The 16,613-nt window shown below is 62.6% G+C and carries 18 protein-coding genes; all 18 read right to left on the bottom strand.

Annotated elements, in window-relative coordinates; all coding sequences use genetic code 11:
• Positions 1-23: 23 nt before the first annotated feature.
• A complete protein-coding gene (locus PAF12_RS17145) occupies positions 24-623 on the bottom strand; it encodes a rhomboid family intramembrane serine protease (protein WP_271109852.1) in 600 nt (199 codons plus the stop codon).
• Positions 624-753: 130 nt separating this feature from the next.
• A complete protein-coding gene (locus PAF12_RS17140) occupies positions 754-1,161 on the bottom strand; it encodes a hypothetical protein (protein WP_071675266.1) in 408 nt (135 codons plus the stop codon).
• Positions 1,162-1,445: 284 nt separating this feature from the next.
• Positions 1,446-2,174: a DUF736 family protein gene (locus PAF12_RS17135; protein WP_271109833.1), complete on the bottom strand. Its 729-nt coding sequence runs from the start codon at positions 2,172-2,174 to the stop codon at positions 1,446-1,448.
• 124 nt (positions 2,175-2,298) lie between these two features.
• The gene (locus PAF12_RS17130; protein ID WP_271109832.1) at positions 2,299-2,601 is read right to left on the bottom strand and encodes a hypothetical protein; all 303 of its coding nucleotides are present in this window, start codon (positions 2,599-2,601) and stop codon (positions 2,299-2,301) included.
• A gap of 100 nt (positions 2,602-2,701) precedes the next feature.
• Positions 2,702-3,163, bottom strand: coding sequence for a hypothetical protein (locus PAF12_RS17125; RefSeq protein ID WP_271109831.1), 462 nt, complete (start codon positions 3,161-3,163; stop codon positions 2,702-2,704).
• A 1-nt stretch (position 3,164) separates the two neighbouring features.
• On the bottom strand, positions 3,165-3,551 hold the full coding sequence (locus tag PAF12_RS17120; RefSeq protein WP_173508454.1) for a DUF6878 family protein: 387 nt from the start codon (positions 3,549-3,551) through the stop codon (positions 3,165-3,167).
• A gap of 123 nt (positions 3,552-3,674) precedes the next feature.
• Positions 3,675-5,849: a strawberry notch C-terminal domain-containing protein gene (locus PAF12_RS17115; protein WP_271109830.1), complete on the bottom strand. Its 2,175-nt coding sequence runs from the start codon at positions 5,847-5,849 to the stop codon at positions 3,675-3,677.
• A gap of 22 nt (positions 5,850-5,871) precedes the next feature.
• On the bottom strand, positions 5,872-6,876 hold the full coding sequence (locus tag PAF12_RS17110; protein ID WP_088626524.1) for a tyrosine-type recombinase/integrase: 1,005 nt from the start codon (positions 6,874-6,876) through the stop codon (positions 5,872-5,874).
• Positions 6,876-8,228 carry a tyrosine-type recombinase/integrase gene (locus tag PAF12_RS17105; protein WP_100931402.1) on the bottom strand — a complete coding sequence of 451 codons (1,353 nt, stop codon included), beginning with the start codon at positions 8,226-8,228 and terminating at the stop codon, positions 6,876-6,878. The genes PAF12_RS17110 and PAF12_RS17105 overlap by 1 nt, the downstream gene beginning before the upstream one ends.
• Positions 8,225-9,454 carry a site-specific integrase gene (locus PAF12_RS17100; RefSeq protein ID WP_088626526.1) on the bottom strand — a complete coding sequence of 410 codons (1,230 nt, stop codon included), beginning with the start codon at positions 9,452-9,454 and terminating at the stop codon, positions 8,225-8,227. Before PAF12_RS17100 ends, PAF12_RS17105 begins: the two co-directional genes overlap by 4 nt.
• A 10-nt stretch (positions 9,455-9,464) precedes the next feature.
• Positions 9,465-11,792, bottom strand: coding sequence for a strawberry notch-like NTP hydrolase domain-containing protein (locus PAF12_RS17095; RefSeq protein ID WP_271109829.1), 2,328 nt, complete (start codon positions 11,790-11,792; stop codon positions 9,465-9,467).
• Between the two features lie 102 nt (positions 11,793-11,894).
• Positions 11,895-12,047, bottom strand: coding sequence for a StaA (locus PAF12_RS17090; RefSeq protein WP_099911232.1), 153 nt, complete (start codon positions 12,045-12,047; stop codon positions 11,895-11,897).
• Entirely contained in the window at positions 12,037-12,201 is a 165-nt protein-coding gene (locus tag PAF12_RS17085; protein ID WP_009819683.1) for a hypothetical protein, read from the bottom strand. Before PAF12_RS17085 ends, PAF12_RS17090 begins: the two co-directional genes overlap by 11 nt.
• Before the next feature lie 94 nt (positions 12,202-12,295).
• Positions 12,296-12,814 carry a type II toxin-antitoxin system YhaV family toxin gene (locus PAF12_RS17080; protein ID WP_069301771.1) on the bottom strand — a complete coding sequence of 173 codons (519 nt, stop codon included), beginning with the start codon at positions 12,812-12,814 and terminating at the stop codon, positions 12,296-12,298.
• Complete coding sequence (locus PAF12_RS17075; protein ID WP_005668772.1) at positions 12,811-13,137, bottom strand: type II toxin-antitoxin system PrlF family antitoxin; 327 nt, start codon at positions 13,135-13,137, stop codon at positions 12,811-12,813. Before PAF12_RS17075 ends, PAF12_RS17080 begins: the two co-directional genes overlap by 4 nt.
• A 124-nt stretch (positions 13,138-13,261) precedes the next feature.
• The gene (locus PAF12_RS17070; protein WP_271109828.1) at positions 13,262-13,915 is read right to left on the bottom strand and encodes a hypothetical protein; all 654 of its coding nucleotides are present in this window, start codon (positions 13,913-13,915) and stop codon (positions 13,262-13,264) included.
• Positions 13,915-14,508, bottom strand: a complete 594-nt coding sequence (locus tag PAF12_RS17065) for a regulator (protein WP_271109827.1) — start codon at positions 14,506-14,508, stop codon at positions 13,915-13,917. The genes PAF12_RS17070 and PAF12_RS17065 overlap by 1 nt, the downstream gene beginning before the upstream one ends.
• A gap of 76 nt (positions 14,509-14,584) precedes the next feature.
• Positions 14,585-16,567 carry a ParB/RepB/Spo0J family partition protein gene (locus PAF12_RS17060; protein WP_271109826.1) on the bottom strand — a complete coding sequence of 661 codons (1,983 nt, stop codon included), beginning with the start codon at positions 16,565-16,567 and terminating at the stop codon, positions 14,585-14,587.
• Positions 16,568-16,613 lie beyond the last annotated feature (46 nt).

The raw sequence follows: 16,613 nt of genomic DNA, 5'->3' as shown, positions 1-16,613 counted from the left end.
CCGACAACGTAGGGTGTACTGCTTCAGTCCAAATCGACACCGCCGAGGCGCGGCACATGGACATGCGTCCGGACAAGGGATGCAGCGACAGCGCCCGCGATGGCGCCGAAGAGATGCGCCTCCCACGAGACGCCGGGTTGGCCCGGAAGAACGCCCCAGAGAATGGAGCTATAGAGGACACCGACCAGTAGTGCCGCGCCCAGCGTGATCGGGGAGCGATCCACGAAGCCGCGCGCGACGAGGAAGCCAAACCAGCCGAAGACCAACCCTGACGCACCGATATGGATGGCGGAGCTTCCGAACAGCCAGACGAGTCCGCCGCCGAGGCCGATCACCACTGCGTTCACCGGCAGCAAGGCTCGCGTGGTCGTGGCAACCAGCAGCCCACCCATCACCAGGAGAGGCGGCGTATTGGCCATCAGGTGCGAGAAGCTCCCATGCAGGAGGGGCATAGCGATGACACCATCCAACCCGCTGCCGTGCCTGGGGATCAGGCCGAAGGCCGGGTTCAGGCCGTAGCCGGTGATCCAATTGACGACTTGGATCGCCCAGAGCAGCGCGACAAAAGCGGCAAGCGCCGCGGTGCGCCGGAAGAAGACGCGCATGTGATCCCGGTTCATCATGTTGGCGACAGTAGTCGTCCCCACAGCGCCTTCAACGGCTTTCGCGCGCTGCACAGGGTGCCACCTCCGGGAAAGGGGGTTCGCGGCGGCCAACCTCGGTAGGGCTCAAGCCAAGAGAATGGCCCCGATCTTACACGGTGTTCCCAGGCCGCAGCGGCATGATTTCACGCTCGGGGCGCTTCAGGGCTTCGGCGTATTTGCGGGCATTGTCATCGATCGTGCTGTGCCACAGCTTCGAGACAAACGCCCGAGCGTCTTGGACCGTCATATCGTTCAGCGATGAGGACAACGCCATGAAGAGCTCATCCTCGCTGATCGCGGCGGCGCTATGCATGGCGTCCGCGTAAAATGAAGGGTCGTTCAGGACCTGTTGGCTTAGCGGCATCAGCGCGAGGTTCTCTTCCGGGATCGCCATGAAGATCGTGTCCTGCAGGTCGGTCAGATACGCACGCCGCGAGGTGGACACCGACTTTCCCACCGGCTTGGCCTCCTGATATGCCTGCCTTGTCCTGTCGAGCTTCGCCCTTGCATGGGTCATGATGACTTCACGCTTTCGGGCGGGTAGCGAAAATCCAGTGCAGCGCTCGATATGAGCAAGGAGTTCTGCAACCTCTGCCTCAACATCAAAGCTCTCGAACCATGGAACCGTCCCTGATCTAGCCGCCACGCGCTCGCCCTCGATATTGCGTTAATATATTATTGTATCGCATTTACACCAGATCGCAAGCGGGTGACGTCCTTTACGCAAACGGACATGGAAAAAGGGGAACCGTGATCCCACGGCTCCCCTTTCGATTCAGATCGTCTCCCCTCGCGCGCCGATTAGGCGACCAAGGAGAGCCCCGCGCCCGCGTCCTGCGGCTGCTCACCGCTGTCGATGAACGGGATGATCGAGAAGGTCTGCCCGCCGCGCTGTTCTTCGTTCTGCACGGCGTTGACGCGCAAGTCGCCATCAGGCGTGTTGATCAGCAGCGACAGGTAGTCATTGCCCGTGCGGCTGCTTTTGGCCATCCACGCCGAGCCGACGCGGATTGGTTTACCCCGGGGCGAGCTGACCTCGATCCGGTAATCTGGGTGGGTCTCCTCGGATTTGTAGCTGTTCTCGATCAGCATGAACTCCAGATCGAACATCATGTTGGCGATGTAGCCCGTGAAGGCGTTGTCAGCGTCCATGGCGGTGAGCTCGCCCGAGATCGAGCCGGATTTCATCAGGCCGTTCGAGACCAGCGGGATGATCTCGAATTCGCCACTCTGGGCCGCGCGCGCTTCTTTCGTCTGGACCGCGTTGACCCGGAACGGACCCAAGCCGACATCGATCTGCATCGAGATGTAGGGGTTGCCGCTGGTATTGCCGGTCTCGTTCCAGGCCGTGCCGATGCGCACCTTGCGGCCTGTTTTGTTGACTGCCGTCACGTCAAAATCCGGGCTGCGTTCGGACATCTTGGCCCGCGCCTCCAACTGGATGGCGATGTCAAAGCGCGTCGAGTGGATCATGCCGGTGTACTCGGCGGCTGCGGTCTCGACATTGCGGGTGAGGGTTCCTGCGAACATGGGATGGTTCCTTTTGGATTGGCCGGTGCCTGACGTTCTTGCCAACGCATCCGGGATTGCTTTCTCGACCCCTTGAGGGATCACAAATCAGAAAGCCTGCTTTCCTTTCAGCCCCACCCACGGGTCAGATCTGCCGTCCGAGTGGGAATGCACCCACACCTCCGGGTGCTACGCCCCTCCCCTGCCCGTCTGGTCTTGTTTGGCTGCCCGGATTTTCCGCGCCGTCCCCCGATCGCGCGATGAAGAACTCCGCCTCTTTGCCGTTCAACCAGTGCCCTTCCCGGTCGGTCAGGCCGATGGTGCTGCCGTTCGGCACATAGGTGATGAGGTACTGACCGAGCCGGTACTTGTGGACAACGTAGCCGGTATTGGCCCAGTGCACGGTCTGGCCGGCATCGACGGCGGCCTTGATTTCATCGAGTGTCATGGGGTCCTCCTCAAGAAGAATGGTGGGGAAACGACGCAAGAAGCCCGATCGTCCGACCGGGCTTCTATGCAGCATTTGTTTGGCAAACGGCCGAGAGCTGTCAGGCACCTTGCGTGGCTTGCGTCGCGCGCGCCGCCATCCAATCCTTCAGGCCAAGAACCGTTCTTCCGGCGGCGACCTCGGAGGCCCAAGCGAACCTTGGGTCGCCGCAGGGCTCGGAGCCGGAATACCGGTCGATGTGGCCATTGGCCATCCATGGCTCGGGCTGGATCCGTCGCAGCCAGTCCGCCATGCTCGGGATCCGGCCCTGACAGTCTTCGCGGACATGCTGCTCGCCGATCCAGCGCACGGGAATGTCCCGACCTGCACTGTTGGTCAGGGTCAAGCCGAAGACACGTTCGGCCTCGAACAGGCCTTGGGCATGATGGCGCATAGCTCGGTGCGTGAAGAGCGCGAGGTGCTCTTTCGAGGCGTCAAACCAATCGTGCACAGCCTGATAGTCAGACGGCACCCCGCCGAATTTCCGGGCCGAGCTTTCGGCATGGTGAAGCGGATGCGCCATCTCACAGCCCCTCGTCATAGCTATGCGAATATTCGACTTGAGCGTCCGCGTGATCCAAGGTGATACTGTCGTTGCGCAAGTCCCAGGTCAGCGTGCCGTAGCCACCCTCGTTGTTCTCGAACCCCGGGTGATGGTGATAGGCGAGCAACCAGGCGAAGTCGCCAACCTCTGTGGCAAGCGCCTCCGGCAGTTGGACCTCTGCAGGCTGCACCGTCACGTCCTCGACATTGCCGGAGTCGCCATAGCCTTCGTATTGGGCAGTGACCTCGCTGATGCCAAGCGCACGTAGTTGCGCGAGCAGCTCCACTCTGGATGCCTTCAAGGTGGTTTCGCGCTCTGCACGCCACTGAGCCGCCATTGCGGCATAGTCGATTTGGGGATTGGTCATGGGTCTGTCCTCTTATCTGAATTTGGGGGGGGCCGGGCCTGACATTGGTCAGCGCGCGCCCGGAAAGCGCAGATCGGCCAAGTCCCGATCCACGCCGCCCGACCGGAAGCTCGCTTTGACTTTTCAGGCGGCTTGTTCTGCCGCTCTAGCGGCTCGCTGGCCCACGATCCGGGCCAGAATGCTTCCCGTGTCGATCCCGTCCCCATGCGGCAGGAACACACGCAACTGGAAGGCGATGATCTCGGTGAAGCAGCCGAGCGCCTTGAGGCCATCGATCATGCCCCGATCCGCACCGCCCAACTCAAGGCGCATCTCGCCTGCGACCCGGCGACGGGTCAGGGTCAGACCCCGGCCCAGATCGACAGGTGCGGTGGTGCCGAGGGCGGCGGTCAACATCTCCTGTGGCGTTTGCGGATTGGAGACGAGGAAGCGGGCGCGCAGCGAGGCCGCCCCTTCCTCACTCAGCGTCCGCCCGATCATGGCCGTCGCCCCGTCTGGCGTGACACGGTAGATCCGCTCATTGGTGGTCGGAATGTCCTTCCAGATCGGCAGCAGCAGCCCGGTCAGCAGGTAGAGCTTGGTCGTGGTGGTTTTTGGCAGGGACGCAGCCTCGGCCTCCCAAATCTGCGCAAATTCGGGCCTGTCGATCTCTTCCCAAGCCGAGGACTCAAACCGTGCCTCTTCGAGATAGCTCGACCCGTTTGGCCGCACCGCCTTGCGCATCAGCGTGACAATGTCCTCGTCATACATCTGCATGGGCCGCGCCGAGATGAGCGCCGCGCGACCGGAGGCGCGATTCACCATCGGCAGCTTGTCGGGATTGCGCGATATGGCCTCTTCGGCGACCAGGACATACACTGGGTCCGTCACCTCAAGTCCGATAATCCGCGTCACGGCGCCGGATTTCGGGCAGGTCCAGAGATCCTCGGTGGAGACCTGCTCGATCTTTTCGCCACGTAGGGTTTCCACGCCGAGATCGAGCGTGCCCGCCGCGCGCGCCCGCTCAGACTGATCGGCAATCCGGCGCATGAACTCGGCAAAGAGCGCGTTCTGCATGTGGATGGGAAGGGCAAGCACCCGGTTGAGAAACCGCTGGATCGGGGGAAGCTCTTCGAGCAGCACCCCGTCCTTGTCGATCAGCCGCAGGGCCGTCCAGTCGGTGAAGCTCTCGTAGCTCATCGCCTCGGCGCGCCCGGCGGCAAGATCGGCGAAATACCCACGCAGCGCCGCTCGCGCGATCGGGCTTTCGAGATTGTCCTCCTCGCGGAACATGCCTTGCGAGCCGGTCTCGCGCTGGCCCTTGGTCAGGGCCCCCAGCTGGTCGAGGCGTTTGGCGATCGTCGAGGTGAAACGTTTCTCGCCATGCACATCGGAGGTGCAGACCCGAAAGAACGGTGCGCTGACCTGGGCCGAGCGATGCGTGCGGCCGAGCCCCTGGATGGCTGCATCCGCGCGCCAGCCGGGCTCCAGCAGGTAGTGCCGCCGCCGTTTCTGGTTCTTCGCCGTTTGTGCCGCATGATAGGAACGGCCAGTGCCGCCTGCATCGGAGAAGATCAGGATATCCTTTTCGCCGTCCATGAAGGCTTGAGTCTCGGATGAATTGCTGCTGGCGCTACGCTTCTCGATGAAGAGATGACCATCCTCGGCCTTGAGGGGCCGGATGGACCGACCCGTGACTTCAGCGACGGCCTCGTCGCCAAAGGCCCAGAGGATCTGATCGAGCGCCGAGGGGATCGGCGCCAGCGTCATCAACTCCATCATGGCCGCGTCACGTAAAGCGAGCGCTTCGCGCGAGACGACCAGCGCGCCGGCCTCATCCCGCAAGGGTTCCGCGACCATGTTGCCGTCAATCTCCACGAGCTTTTGCGCGTGGATCGGGAAGGCCTGTTCGAGGTATCCCAGAACATAATCGCGCGGCGTCAAGGCACCTTCGACGAGTTCATCCTCCGGGTCCATCGCCTCAAGCCGACGCTTCAGCAGGCTCTCGCCTGTCGAGACAACCTGGATGACGCAAGCATTGCCTGCCGCCAAATCTTCCTTGATGGCGTGGATGATACTTGGAGCCTTCATGCCCATCAGGAGATGGTTGAAGAAGCGCTGTTTCGTGCTCTCGAAGCGAGATTTGGCAGAGGCGCGTGCGGCCGAGGCATTGGTCTCGCCCGAGGCATTGCTGACACCGGTCGCCGTCAGAGCCGCCTCGAGATTATGGTGGATGGTGCGTAATCGCGAGGACGCGATAATGCGAAGGAATGCGGCACCATCGCTATCATTCAGGGAGTTCAGGGCTACGTCCTTCACATTATTTCTCCGTGGTTCGGGGTCAGAGGGTGTCGAGCCAGTCGAGCAGGTCCGCGTCACGTTTCCATCGCGCGGGTCGATTTCCTGCTGCTGGAACGCCAACCTGTTCGAGCGCCTTTCGCTTGGTTTCGAGGTTGGCCTGGGCATAGTGGTTGGTGGTGTCCAAGCTGACATGCCCCAGCCAGCTTCGGATGACGGTGATGTCGACGCCCGCCGCGACGAGGTGGACGGCCGTCGCGTGCCGGAAACTGTGCGGCGTCACATGCTTCGAGCGAAGCGTGGGTGTCGCATTCGCCGCCGCTGCGACGTAACTCGCCAGCTTGTACCGCACGCCCGATGCCCCCAGGGGTTCGCCGTAACGATTGACGAAGATGCGCTCATCCGGTGCGCGCGGCTGCCGCTCCAGCAGCTTTTTCAGCAACGCCACCGTTTCCGGCCAAAGCGGGCAGATGCGTTCTTTTCGACCTTTTCCGTAAAGACGCACGCAATACGGTGCTTCGAACCGGATCGCCTTGGGACAGAGATCGAGCGCCTCCTGGATACGCGCACCGCTATTATAGAGCAGTGACAGCAGCACATGGTCTCGCATCCCTTCGATGGTCGACCGGTCGGGTTGCGCGAGAATGGCCTCGACCTCCGCTGGCTCAAGATAGCAGGGTGCGGCGGTGGGTTTGCGCTTGAGCGGGATCGCGAGGACCTCTGCACATTGGGCGACATATTCGGGATCCTTGTCCGCCACGAAGCTGAAGAAGCTGCGGATGGCGGCAAGCCGGCAGTTGCGCGTGCCGATCGTGCCCTTGCGACCATGTTCAGCATGATTGAGGAACGCGCGGACCTCGCCGGCGGAGACGTCGGCCAGGGTGATCCTTGCGACACCACGGTCGTTTCGCTCCGCGACGAACCGAAGCAACAGCCGCCAGGTGTCCCGATAGGACTTGATGGTGTGGATCGAGGCGCTGCGCTGTTCCGCCAGCCATTCCTGGAAGAAGGCCCGCAATAGTTCGGGGAAGGGATTTGCGGCTTTCATCACAGCGCCTCCCCGTTGAGGCAGGGGGCACCGACGACGCGGAACCGCTCGCTGGCTTCCTGCAGCAGATCCTGCGTGACGGTGATGTAGACCAGCGTCGAGTTGATGTCCCGGTGACCCAGATAGGTCGAGAGGAAGTGCAGCCGGTCCTGCGGGTTGATGCCGGCTTGGTACCATTGGAGGATCCGGTTTACGACCATCGAGTGCCGCAGGTCATGCACACGCGGCCCTGTCCGTCCGGAAAGCGGTTTGAACCCGCCGCGGCGCATGACGTTGGTGATCATCGTTGTGACCACCACCGGGGCGTAACGATCCTTGAAGTGATCCTGCCAGAACAGCCCCGACTGCGGGTCCTGTGGGGCACCAGCGCGCCGCCGCGCATCGAGATAGGCGCGCAGTTCAACCATGACGCTGCCCGATAACGGCAAGATCCTGGTCTTGTAGAACTTCGTTTCCCGGATCGTGATCGTGCCGGATCGAAGGTCGGCGTCGCCCAGATCGAGCCACGCAATCTCACTACGTCGCAGCCCGGCGCAATAGGCCAGCAAGATCATCGTGTAGAGGGTTAGCGGCCGCAGCGGGGCATGCGGCGACGGATAGCATCGGGCAACTTCGAGCATGAGCCGGATGTCAGCCGGGCTGAAGATATGCGGACGCCGGTGCTCCCGCGCCACCTCCCGCTCCGGTCGCGGGTTGAAGCGTTTCGGCGGGATGTTCGGATCGAGCCGTTGCCGCGCCTTGGTCAGGATGCGCCCCAGCTTCTGGCATTCTGCCGCGTGATTGCGGGTCGGCTTTGCTGCCGCCCAATGCGTCAACATCGTCTCAAGCGGCTCTCCGGCCAGTTCCGGATGAGCCTGCAGGAACCGGTCGAACCGCAGCAACCAATGAGCTTGCGTTTCGTACTGGTAGCCCCGGTTTCGCATCAGCGCGACATGGTCACGCATGAAGTCGCCCAGAACGCTGCCGTAGGGCGCAGGCCGATACAGTCCCGCGAGGGCCTCGTCGGGATTGGACGATGCAAGGGCACGCCAGATCGGCTTGTTCTGCTTGATGTTGTGCTGCCTGCGAAGCTCGGCAACGGGATTGCTGGCGATCAACTCGTTCTGGACCAGATAGTCGAGGAAACGGTCAACGATGCAGACCTGGTTCAATAGCGTCGACAATTTCCAGCGCGGTGCCATTTCGCCCAACCAGTCTTCGATCATCTGGCGATCCACTGCAGGGTGCCGGAGCGCAACATCTTCGAAGCTGCGAAGGAACCAGCGATACGTGGGTCTGCTTCCCGGCCGGAACTGCGACTTCTCCAGAAAGGCGTCGATGATGGTGCGATCGGGATCGTGCCAGGCGCTCATGACAGCACCTCCGATCCGGGCACGTCGAGCGCTACCGCCCGCAAATCTTCGGTGGCAAGTTTGAGATAGGTGTTGGTGGACTCGGTTGATCGGTGCCCGAGCACGTCGCCGATGATCTTTTGCGGAACCGACGCCCGCAGCAGTTCAACCGCACGCGCGTGGCGGAAGATATGCGGTCCACGTTTTCCCACCGGGGTGACGCCCGCTGCCGCCAGACGTCTTTTGACCATGCCGTGCAAGTTCGTCATCCGGGTATAGGGTGCAAGAGAGCGGATGAAGATTTCCCGGCATTCGACCTGCGGGCGCCCGGCACGCAGATAGTCAAGCAGCGCATCGCCGACCGGCGTCAGAAGCGGCATGGTGGAACAGGCATTGGTTTTGGTGTGCCGGATCCGCAGCGAATCCGCGCGCCAGTCGATGTCGTCGAGCCGGAGATTGCAGATCTCGCCTTGCCGCAACCCGTAGGTGGCAAGCATCAGCAAAATGGCATGGTCGCGCAGGCCCCTCGGCGACCTGTCTCTGCCGGTGGCCTCCAGAACCAGATCGATCTGGCTGCGGCTCAGGATCGAGGGAACATCCTCGTAGGCATAGAGCATGGGGCCGATGACCTGTGGGCTCAGATCGGTCGGAACCCGCCCCGACTGATGGAGATAGCGTAGCAGCGAACGGAGCCATGCGGCAGAACCCGAGAGCGATATCCGGCGCAGACCGATGGCGCGCATGTCCATGTAGTGATCGATATCGCGCACGGCCATTGCCGAGAGATCGTCGGCGCCGCTGCGGCAGAAGTACCAATCCAGAAAGCGCCGCGCCTCCCGTGAGCGCGCGTCGATCGTCGCATCTGACAGACCGCGTTCGTCACGCATCCAGTTCCCGTAATCATGGCAAATGGCGTGCCGGAGCATCGCACCCGATTCGATTTCTGTTTCAGGCGGCCACGTGCCTTGGGCGAGGCGGAGCAACCTGCCGATCGCTGTTTGCGGCAGCCTGTGCCAGCGTGAGCTGGGCGGACGACCGTAGCGATCCTGAAAGCAAAGGACTGCGTGGCGGAAATACTGATCGACCTGCGCTGGCGTCACCATCGTCACCGGCATGCCACGCTCAGCCAGGTAGTCCAGGAACCGGCGGGCGTAGAGCCGATGGTTGGTCACGACCACCGGATTGTAGTTCTGCTCCATGAGCGATTTCGCAAGCTCTTCGATCAGCTCGTCGTGCAATTTCAACATGAATGTCTCCTCAGACGGTTGGAAAGCCGCCGAGGTTTGCAATCAAAATAATGCGCAGCAAAGCCCGCGCTGATATCCAGAAGCCAAGGAAAACAAAAATGAATCCCGGACACCTTCGCATTATCGCGTCCTCGCGATTACGGACCTTATGCGCAGCTGCGCATAACGTCCGAAACGCTCCAGCGTAGGCGTCATAGACCTCGATCTGGGCCGGGGTCAGCGCGTGTTCCAGCACATCGTATTCAACACCGTCGAAGCTGAGGGCACGCGCTGTGTAAAGTCCGAGCGTCTTGAGATCGCGCGCAACCACCTCCATGGCGGCAACGCCGCCGGCTTCCATCGCCGACACAAAGCTCTCGCGGCTCGGGAAGGGATATTCGGGGCCCTGCCCCCAGAGCCCCAGCCGCGCGGCATAGGCGAGGTTGTGCACGCTCGTGGCACCCGTGGCCGAGATGTAGAAGACGCGAGCGCGGGGTGCTGCCAGTTGCAGCCGCAGGCCAGCAAGGCCCTGCTGGGAGGGTTTGACCCCCCTGCCCTGCTCCGACCCGGCCGCGTTCTGCATGGCATGGGCTTCATCAAAGGCCAGTACGCCTTCGAAGTCTTCACCCATCCAGTCGAGAACCTGGCTCAGTCGCGTGGTACCGCATTTGCCCGCGGACCGCAGCGTGGCGTAGGTGACGAAGAGGATACCGTCGCCCATCGGGACGGGCTGGTCCGGTTTCCACTTGGAGAGCGGCTGGATGTCGGCGGGCGAGCCGCCAAGATCGGTCCAGTCGCGGATGGCGTCCTCGATAAGCGTGGCGGATTTGGAGACCCAGATCGCTTTTCTGCGCCCGGCCAGCCAGTTGACAAGGATGAGGCCCGCGCATTCGCGCCCCTTGCCGCAACCGGTGCCGTCGCCGAGGAAATAGCCAAGGCGATAGGCACGTGCATCCGGGTCATCATCGGCGCGCGTCAGCTTGGTCTGGTCGTCATCGATGGTAAACCGACCGGGCAGGTCGCGCCCATGGGCATCATGCGCCATGATGATGGTTTCCAGCTGCGCCTCGGAGAGATGTCCCTCCTCGATCAACCGGGCGGGCAGGCCCAAGTCATCACTGCCCGTGTTTGAGGGCATGGGCGGGGCAACCGAGGCCATGGCGATGCTCTCGACGAGCGGCGTGGGATGTTCTTGCGCACCCGCGATCTCGATCCGCTGCGGACGGTAGCGCGCATAAATGTCCGAGATGGGCGTGTTGTCGCGAGGGGTCTCAAAGCTTGTAAAGCTGAGCGGACGGACGGCATTGGCCCGGCGTTTGGAGGCGGCAACAGGCGAAGCAGCGGTCTTGCGCGGGGCAGATGCTGGAACGGTCGGCCGAGCATGAGGGGTCGCTTCAGCCCGTTGGGCGGGGCGCATCTCGGGCCGGGTTGCGGCCACGGCATCGACATATGCCAAGGCTTCATCCAGATCCCGCACAGGGACGCGGATCATCTCGCCGTCCTCCTGCACCTTGTCGAAGACCATAAGCTGGGTTTCGACAGAGGTGCCGAGTTTGCGGTAGACCTGCCCCGGCATCGTCAACGCCAAGCGCGGCGTCAGTAGACCGCAGGCGCGTGACCAATGCGCGGCATCGCGTTCGGGCGTGAATCCCGGCGGCATGATCGCCACCAGCCGCCCGCCGGGTGCCAGACGCTTTGCAGCCGCGATGAGATGTTTGGCGGCGATGTGTTTGTCCCGGGACCGATCGACCGAGGAGGCGAAGGGCGGGTTCATCACCACGACGTCGGGTAGAACCGGCGACTGCAGCAGATCGTCGATATGCTCGCCGTCATGGCCCGTCACCTCGCCGCCGAAAACCGCGCGCAGGAGGCGCTGGCGAAAGGGGTCGATCTCGTTGAGCAAAAGCGTGGCACCAGCCCGGGCGGCGAAAGCGGCCAGTGCACCGGTGCCCGCCGAGGGCTCCAGAACGGTCTCGCCCTTGCGGATCGCCGCGGCCCGCAAGACCAGCGCCGCAAATGGCAGCGGCGTGGAAAACTGCTGCAGCCGGATCTGCTGCTCGGAGCGGCGGGTTTCCGTCAGGAGCCGCGAGGCAAGCAGCCTTGCAGCGGCGACGTCACCTGAAGCACCTTCCCCACGCAGCAGCACCTGCACAGCCGCGGCCTGCGTCAGGTCATATGCCATGCGCCAGTCCCAGGCACCGCCGGCATCGTTGCCATGGAACGTCTCGCGCATGATACGCGCGATCGCTGAACTGCGCAGGGGCTGGTTGTCGACCTCCGCGCCGATCTGCGCGAGGGCAGAGGCGAGATCAGGGTGGGAGATCGAGAGAGCCGGGTTTGCCGGTTTGGGCTTGGTCATGGGGATTTTCCTTTGGATCAGGGTCTGAGTTCCAAAGGACAAAAAGCCCACTTTTGCTTTTCAGGGTGACGGGATCAGACCGCGCTGACCTCCAAGGCTTGGTCAGGACTTGGGTTCGACCTGCCGCTTCGCATCAATCAATGCCTGTGCGGCCTGCATTACCTGAACCTGTGAAGTTTCGGCGCGTGCATCCTCAAGCGCGGCCTTTACCTTCATGCGAAACCACGTGTCATACGAATTCGCTTCAGCGGCCACGGAAATGCTCCTCGAGCCCGATATCCAGCAGCTTGCCGAGGTCATCGGGCATGTCTGCAACGCGCACAGCAATTGGGAAACGGTGCCCCGTGAGGTCAGGCGCGCATTGCTCCTCTAGCCCGAGGTGCTGCCTATCCTTTTCCGTCTCATTCATTGTGCTTTCTCCGACCGTATTATCAGCCGATGCTACATCTTCCAGCGTGGCGTCGTAAACGATAATGCCAAAGGGTCACAGCAAGCTGGCCCACTTACCGATCGGGCACCGCTTCAAGGGATTTCTCGAACCGCTTGTCCGCCGCTGCAGCTTCTTTCAAGAGCGCGTCGAAATTGTCAGGTGGATTGCCATCTTCCAACATCCCTTTGAACGTCGCATATGCATCCGTCTTGCTGCCGTAGGCGCGCAGGGTCTTGTCGTCATTCACCCATGCCACCACGATGACCTTCGCATCGCTGTTGAAGCGGTAAAACAACCGATACTGCTGGAAGAATTTCGCCCGGAACCAGTGCTTGCGGTGGTCGCCGAGTGTGCCGCCTTGCCGGAAGGCTGCGGCACCCGGATCTGCCGGTATGGCCTCGGTCACCAGCTTGAAGATGGCGGCCAGCCGTTTCGTGGAATTTTTCTTGCGCCAGGTCTTGGGATCGCGCGCCTTACGCGCCTCGACCTCCAGGGTCAGCCCTTCGAGCTGGTCCAGAAAGAGCGGATGCGCATATATCGACCATCCGTTTACGACAAGGGGCGCTTGGGCGGGCACGCTATCGCCGCTCATTCATCCTCGAGCGATAGCGGCGCATCGAGATCGACGTCAACGTCTCCGACCAGTGCTGCAAGACGGTCATGCAAAGCCCCATCGAATGCCCGAATGCGGTCCGGATGCGCCTTGATATCGGCCTCGACAAAATCGAGAAAGGCTCCGAGCACGGGATCTTCCTCGTCGCTGCGGACGGGCTCGATATAGACCCTGCCACTCGGCTCGGTGCAGTAGCGAATCTGGTCGCCCTTGCCCAGCTTGAGCTGCTTGCGCACACCCGCCGGCACGGTCGTCTGATACCGATCCGTGAGTTTCGAGACATCTTGTGCGAGGGCTGTCATGGCAGTCTCCTGAAGAAAAGGTTCTTTGCTGCCCGCGATAGGTAATGCATTTGCATTGCCTTGTCAAGACAAGCCGCAGCATCTGCTGTCGCCGGGCAGGTCGATGAACCGTCCGGCGCAGGACCTAATTTCGCCCCGCCAGGAACTCCGCCAGCACCGGGCTAGCCGCACCTTTCGCGGAGCTGAGCAACTCCGAGCCCGCAAGCGAGGCCTTCGACAGGCGTACGAGCCCACCAGTTTCCTCGATGCGGTAGCAGCGGCGCTTTTGCCGCCCGCGCCTGTAGTGGGTCGCGGTGACAATCTGGCAGGTACTGCCATCAGTGAGCGTCACAGGTGCTGCGAGCTTGATCTTGTCGCCTTCCTCGTAGTCCGGGATCGCAGCCCAGTCCTGGCAGCGCTGGCGCCAGGCATGAGCATAGCTGTCTGGGTCTTTCAGATCGGAGAGGAGCTCGATCAGCCCAAGGGGAGCACGCGACTCGTTCGGGCCAGCGCTTTCCTCCATGTCCTTGTAGCCCCAGCAGCCGTCATCATATCGGGTAAGGAATACGGCGGCGAAAGTGATGGAGCCATCCGCATCGGTGACATAGGTCGTGTCTTCGACAGGGGTGCCGTCGATATTTGTGACCTTTGCCGCCGCGTACCAAGTCGAACCCACCTTGCAGGCTTTGACCAGTTCCGTCTTGCGCCTTTCGCCCTCGAAGGTGCACAGCCGAGCAATCTCCGCTTTCTCATCTGCGTAGGTCTGGACGCGGCCGTCGGTGTAGAAGAGCCAACCCATCACGCCGCCCTCCGGTCATCGATTTCCATCAGCGCATCGAGCGGCACGCGGTAGGGCTGCATGGCGTCGAAATCCTCGCAATTGCCGCAGTTCTGCACGATCGCGAAGGTGTCGCAGGCATCCTTGAGAATGACCCGGAAGGTGCCGCCGAGGCCCGAGGGCACCTCGTAGGTTCCGCCGATGAGATAGTCCGAGGCCCGGCGCACGAAGACGCGGATGCTGTGGCCATCGGTGGCGAGCCGGATCGCACCCCGCCCCCGGTCGATGAGAACCTGCACGTCATCCAGGATGTCGGTGTAAAACTGGCCGGTCAGATCACGAAACGCCATGCGGCGCTGCGCCATCCAGTCGGTATCCCGAAACGGGTTCATGCCGTCGGCGAAGGCGAAGGACGGATCGGCCTGTTCGGTGGTGACGATGCGGGTGGTCTTGCCGTCGATCCCGTTTGAGCGCAGATGCACACCATTGCCGACGATGAGGATCAGGGCCGGCCTGTCCACGGGCCCGTTCCAGTTCGGCAGGAAGGTTTTGCAGGCGCGCGCATGCGCGATTTGCGCCGCAACTGCGGAGGCAGAGAACTTGAGAATAGCCATGGGGATGTCTTTCCGTTGGGTGTGGGAGGGTCGACCCGCGCGGGTGGCATGGTCCACGCGCGGGTCACTTGATGGCTCAGGCCGCTTGCGCGACCTCGCTGTCAGGCTCCGGGGCTTCCGCAGTGGGCTCCGCCTCATCAAAGGCGATACCGGCGGTCTGCATCATCGGCGGGCACCAGGCAGCCACGGCAGCGCGCTGCGCGTCCGTGAGTGTGGCGAAGGGCTCTGAAAAGAGCTTGTCGCAGAAGGCGACGATCTCTTTTTTGCTCGACGAGGCCAGCGTCACAGCCTCCTGGGCGAGACCCAGATCCTCGCCGAGGATCTTCAGGAGCCAGGCCTTCTTGAAGCGGTTGAAGAGGGCCGCATTCGGTGTCCAGTGGGCGCGAATGTCGGGCATGATCTCGATCTCAAATGCATGCATCAGGCTGTCGCGCTGGCGGTCCCGCGCGAAGCAGGATTGCGTGGTGCTGGCGGTGGCATAGGCGACGAGCTTGGCCTTTTCACCTGCCTCCAGCGCGCGAAACGCCGCGAACTGATCGGCGGGCGCGCGGGCGTCATCGAGCCAGGACAGATCAAGCGCATCATGCGCCGCCGCCACCTGCTCGAGCGAGGTCTCGTCGATCTCGTCCATCTTGGCATGGCTGCGGTATTCCTTGCGGGCATCGATCTTGATTGCCTGCGTGACACTCATTCCGCTGGCCAGAACATCACTGACCAGCTTGAAGAGCGTGAGATCGAGCGTGGCCTCCGGATGCAGCGCCATCGCGGCGCCGAGGGCCATGGCCCGCTCGGTCTTGAGGTCCTCGGCCAGCGAGGCCGGGTAGCTGATTTCACCGTCGTCCGGGGCCTCCTGCCCGGTCGGGTTAGCTGAGGAGCCGCGCGCGCCCTCGTCTTTCACGGTGTCCTCCGGGCGGACGAGACCCACATGGAGTGTGACCTTACCGGCCGACCAGGACGCGATCACCCCAGACCGCGCGAGGTCCTCGGCGCTGTAGGCCTCCTGCAGGTCGCGGGCTTCCTCTTCCAAGGCGTCCACGCGCTCGTAAAGGGCATTGTAGGCACCGTCCTCGAGCCCCTCATCCTCCATCTCGAGCTGCAATTTCTCAAGCTCGGCGGTGATTTCATCCACGCACCTTTGCGCAGCCTCATCAGGCTCGATCGGGCCGGGATAGACGCGGCCGTAGTCGGCCATGGTCGCGTAGTCATACCGCACCATCGCATCGGCCCAGGCAAAGCCCAGCTTTATACGGGCCTCTTCGGCGGCGGCACCGAGCTTCTCAAGCAGGATGGTCTCGACCAGCGCCGCATCCTCGAGCACAGAATGCTCTTCCAGAAGGTCAGCCGCAACGGCGCCGCCGCGGGCCTCATAGTCCTCGCGCACGAAGGCCCCGATATCGTCGCTGACCTGGACGCCGCGGGACTTGAGCGCCTGGCGGACTGTATAGGCCTGCAGGTAGCTATCTTCCTTGGTGAGCGCCTCGAAGACCTCGCGCTGCACCTCCTGGCTCGGATGCTCCGCAAAGGCCTTCATCGTGTCGAGCGTGATGGTCTTAGCCCGGGCCGCAGCGCGGATCTCGGGGTGGATCAGACCGTAGCGCAACCGGCCTTTCACGGCCGCCACCGTGGTGCCGAAGGTCTTGGCGATCGTCTCGGGCGTCTGGCCGTCGACTTCCATCATCCGGGCGAAAGCCTCGAACTCGTCGATGGCGTTCATCGGCGCCTGGGTGATGTTCTCGGCGAGCGACAGGGCAGTGGTGACGTCGCAGTCGTCAGGGACAAGCCGACAGTCGACCTTGGTTTTCGCAGTGAACCCCTTGCTGGCATTTTCGGCGATCAGCTCCTTCAGGGCTGCATGGCGCCGGCCACCGGCCAGCACGGCGTATTTGCCGTCGAACTTCTGGACGAGGAGCGGCTGCAGGAGGCCCAGCACAGCGATGCTGGCCTTCAGATGCGCGATGTTCTCGGGGTCATAGGTTTCCGGCGCGTTGCTGCGCACATTGGCGGCATGCGGGACGAGATCGCCGATAGCGACGGTGAGGGGGGCAAAACTTGTGGTCATGGGATATCCTTCCAGATGGGTTAGGTGTGGCCCGCGCCTCTACGCG

Origin of the sequence: Paracoccus sp. SCSIO 75233 (assembly GCF_027912675.1) — a bacterium.
Taxonomy (GTDB): Bacteria; Pseudomonadota; Alphaproteobacteria; order Rhodobacterales; family Rhodobacteraceae; genus Paracoccus.
This window is presented reverse-complemented; position numbering and strand designations above follow the sequence as displayed.

Excerpts from the sequence above, each read along its gene's own strand:
- PAF12_RS17075 (WP_005668772.1), bottom strand. The coding sequence starts at position 13,137 with ATGACAGCCCTCGCACAAGATGTCTCGAAACTCACGGATCGGTATCAG.
- PAF12_RS17125 (WP_271109831.1), bottom strand. The coding sequence starts at position 3,163 with ATGGCGCATCCGCTTCACCATGCCGAAAGCTCGGCCCGGAAATTCGGC.
- PAF12_RS17135 (WP_271109833.1), bottom strand. The coding sequence starts at position 2,174 with ATGTTCGCAGGAACCCTCACCCGCAATGTCGAGACCGCAGCCGCCGAG.
- PAF12_RS17110 (WP_088626524.1), bottom strand. The coding sequence starts at position 6,876 with ATGAAAGCCGCAAATCCCTTCCCCGAACTATTGCGGGCCTTCTTCCAG.
- PAF12_RS17105 (WP_100931402.1), bottom strand. The coding sequence starts at position 8,228 with ATGAGCGCCTGGCACGATCCCGATCGCACCATCATCGACGCCTTTCTG.
- PAF12_RS17060 (WP_271109826.1), bottom strand. The coding sequence starts at position 16,567 with ATGACCACAAGTTTTGCCCCCCTCACCGTCGCTATCGGCGATCTCGTC.
- PAF12_RS17080 (WP_069301771.1), bottom strand. The coding sequence starts at position 12,814 with ATGAGCGGCGATAGCGTGCCCGCCCAAGCGCCCCTTGTCGTAAACGGA.
- PAF12_RS17100 (WP_088626526.1), bottom strand. The coding sequence starts at position 9,454 with ATGTTGAAATTGCACGACGAGCTGATCGAAGAGCTTGCGAAATCGCTC.
- PAF12_RS17140 (WP_071675266.1), bottom strand. The coding sequence starts at position 1,161 with ATGACCCATGCAAGGGCGAAGCTCGACAGGACAAGGCAGGCATATCAG.
- PAF12_RS17095 (WP_271109829.1), bottom strand. The coding sequence starts at position 11,792 with ATGACCAAGCCCAAACCGGCAAACCCGGCTCTCTCGATCTCCCACCCT.
- PAF12_RS17065 (WP_271109827.1), bottom strand. The coding sequence starts at position 14,508 with ATGGCTATTCTCAAGTTCTCTGCCTCCGCAGTTGCGGCGCAAATCGCG.
- PAF12_RS17120 (WP_173508454.1), bottom strand. The coding sequence starts at position 3,551 with ATGACCAATCCCCAAATCGACTATGCCGCAATGGCGGCTCAGTGGCGT.
- PAF12_RS17085 (WP_009819683.1), bottom strand. The coding sequence starts at position 12,201 with ATGAATGAGACGGAAAAGGATAGGCAGCACCTCGGGCTAGAGGAGCAA.
- PAF12_RS17070 (WP_271109828.1), bottom strand. The coding sequence starts at position 13,915 with ATGGGTTGGCTCTTCTACACCGACGGCCGCGTCCAGACCTACGCAGAT.
- PAF12_RS17130 (WP_271109832.1), bottom strand. The coding sequence starts at position 2,601 with ATGACACTCGATGAAATCAAGGCCGCCGTCGATGCCGGCCAGACCGTG.
- PAF12_RS17145 (WP_271109852.1), bottom strand. The coding sequence starts at position 623 with ATGATGAACCGGGATCACATGCGCGTCTTCTTCCGGCGCACCGCGGCG.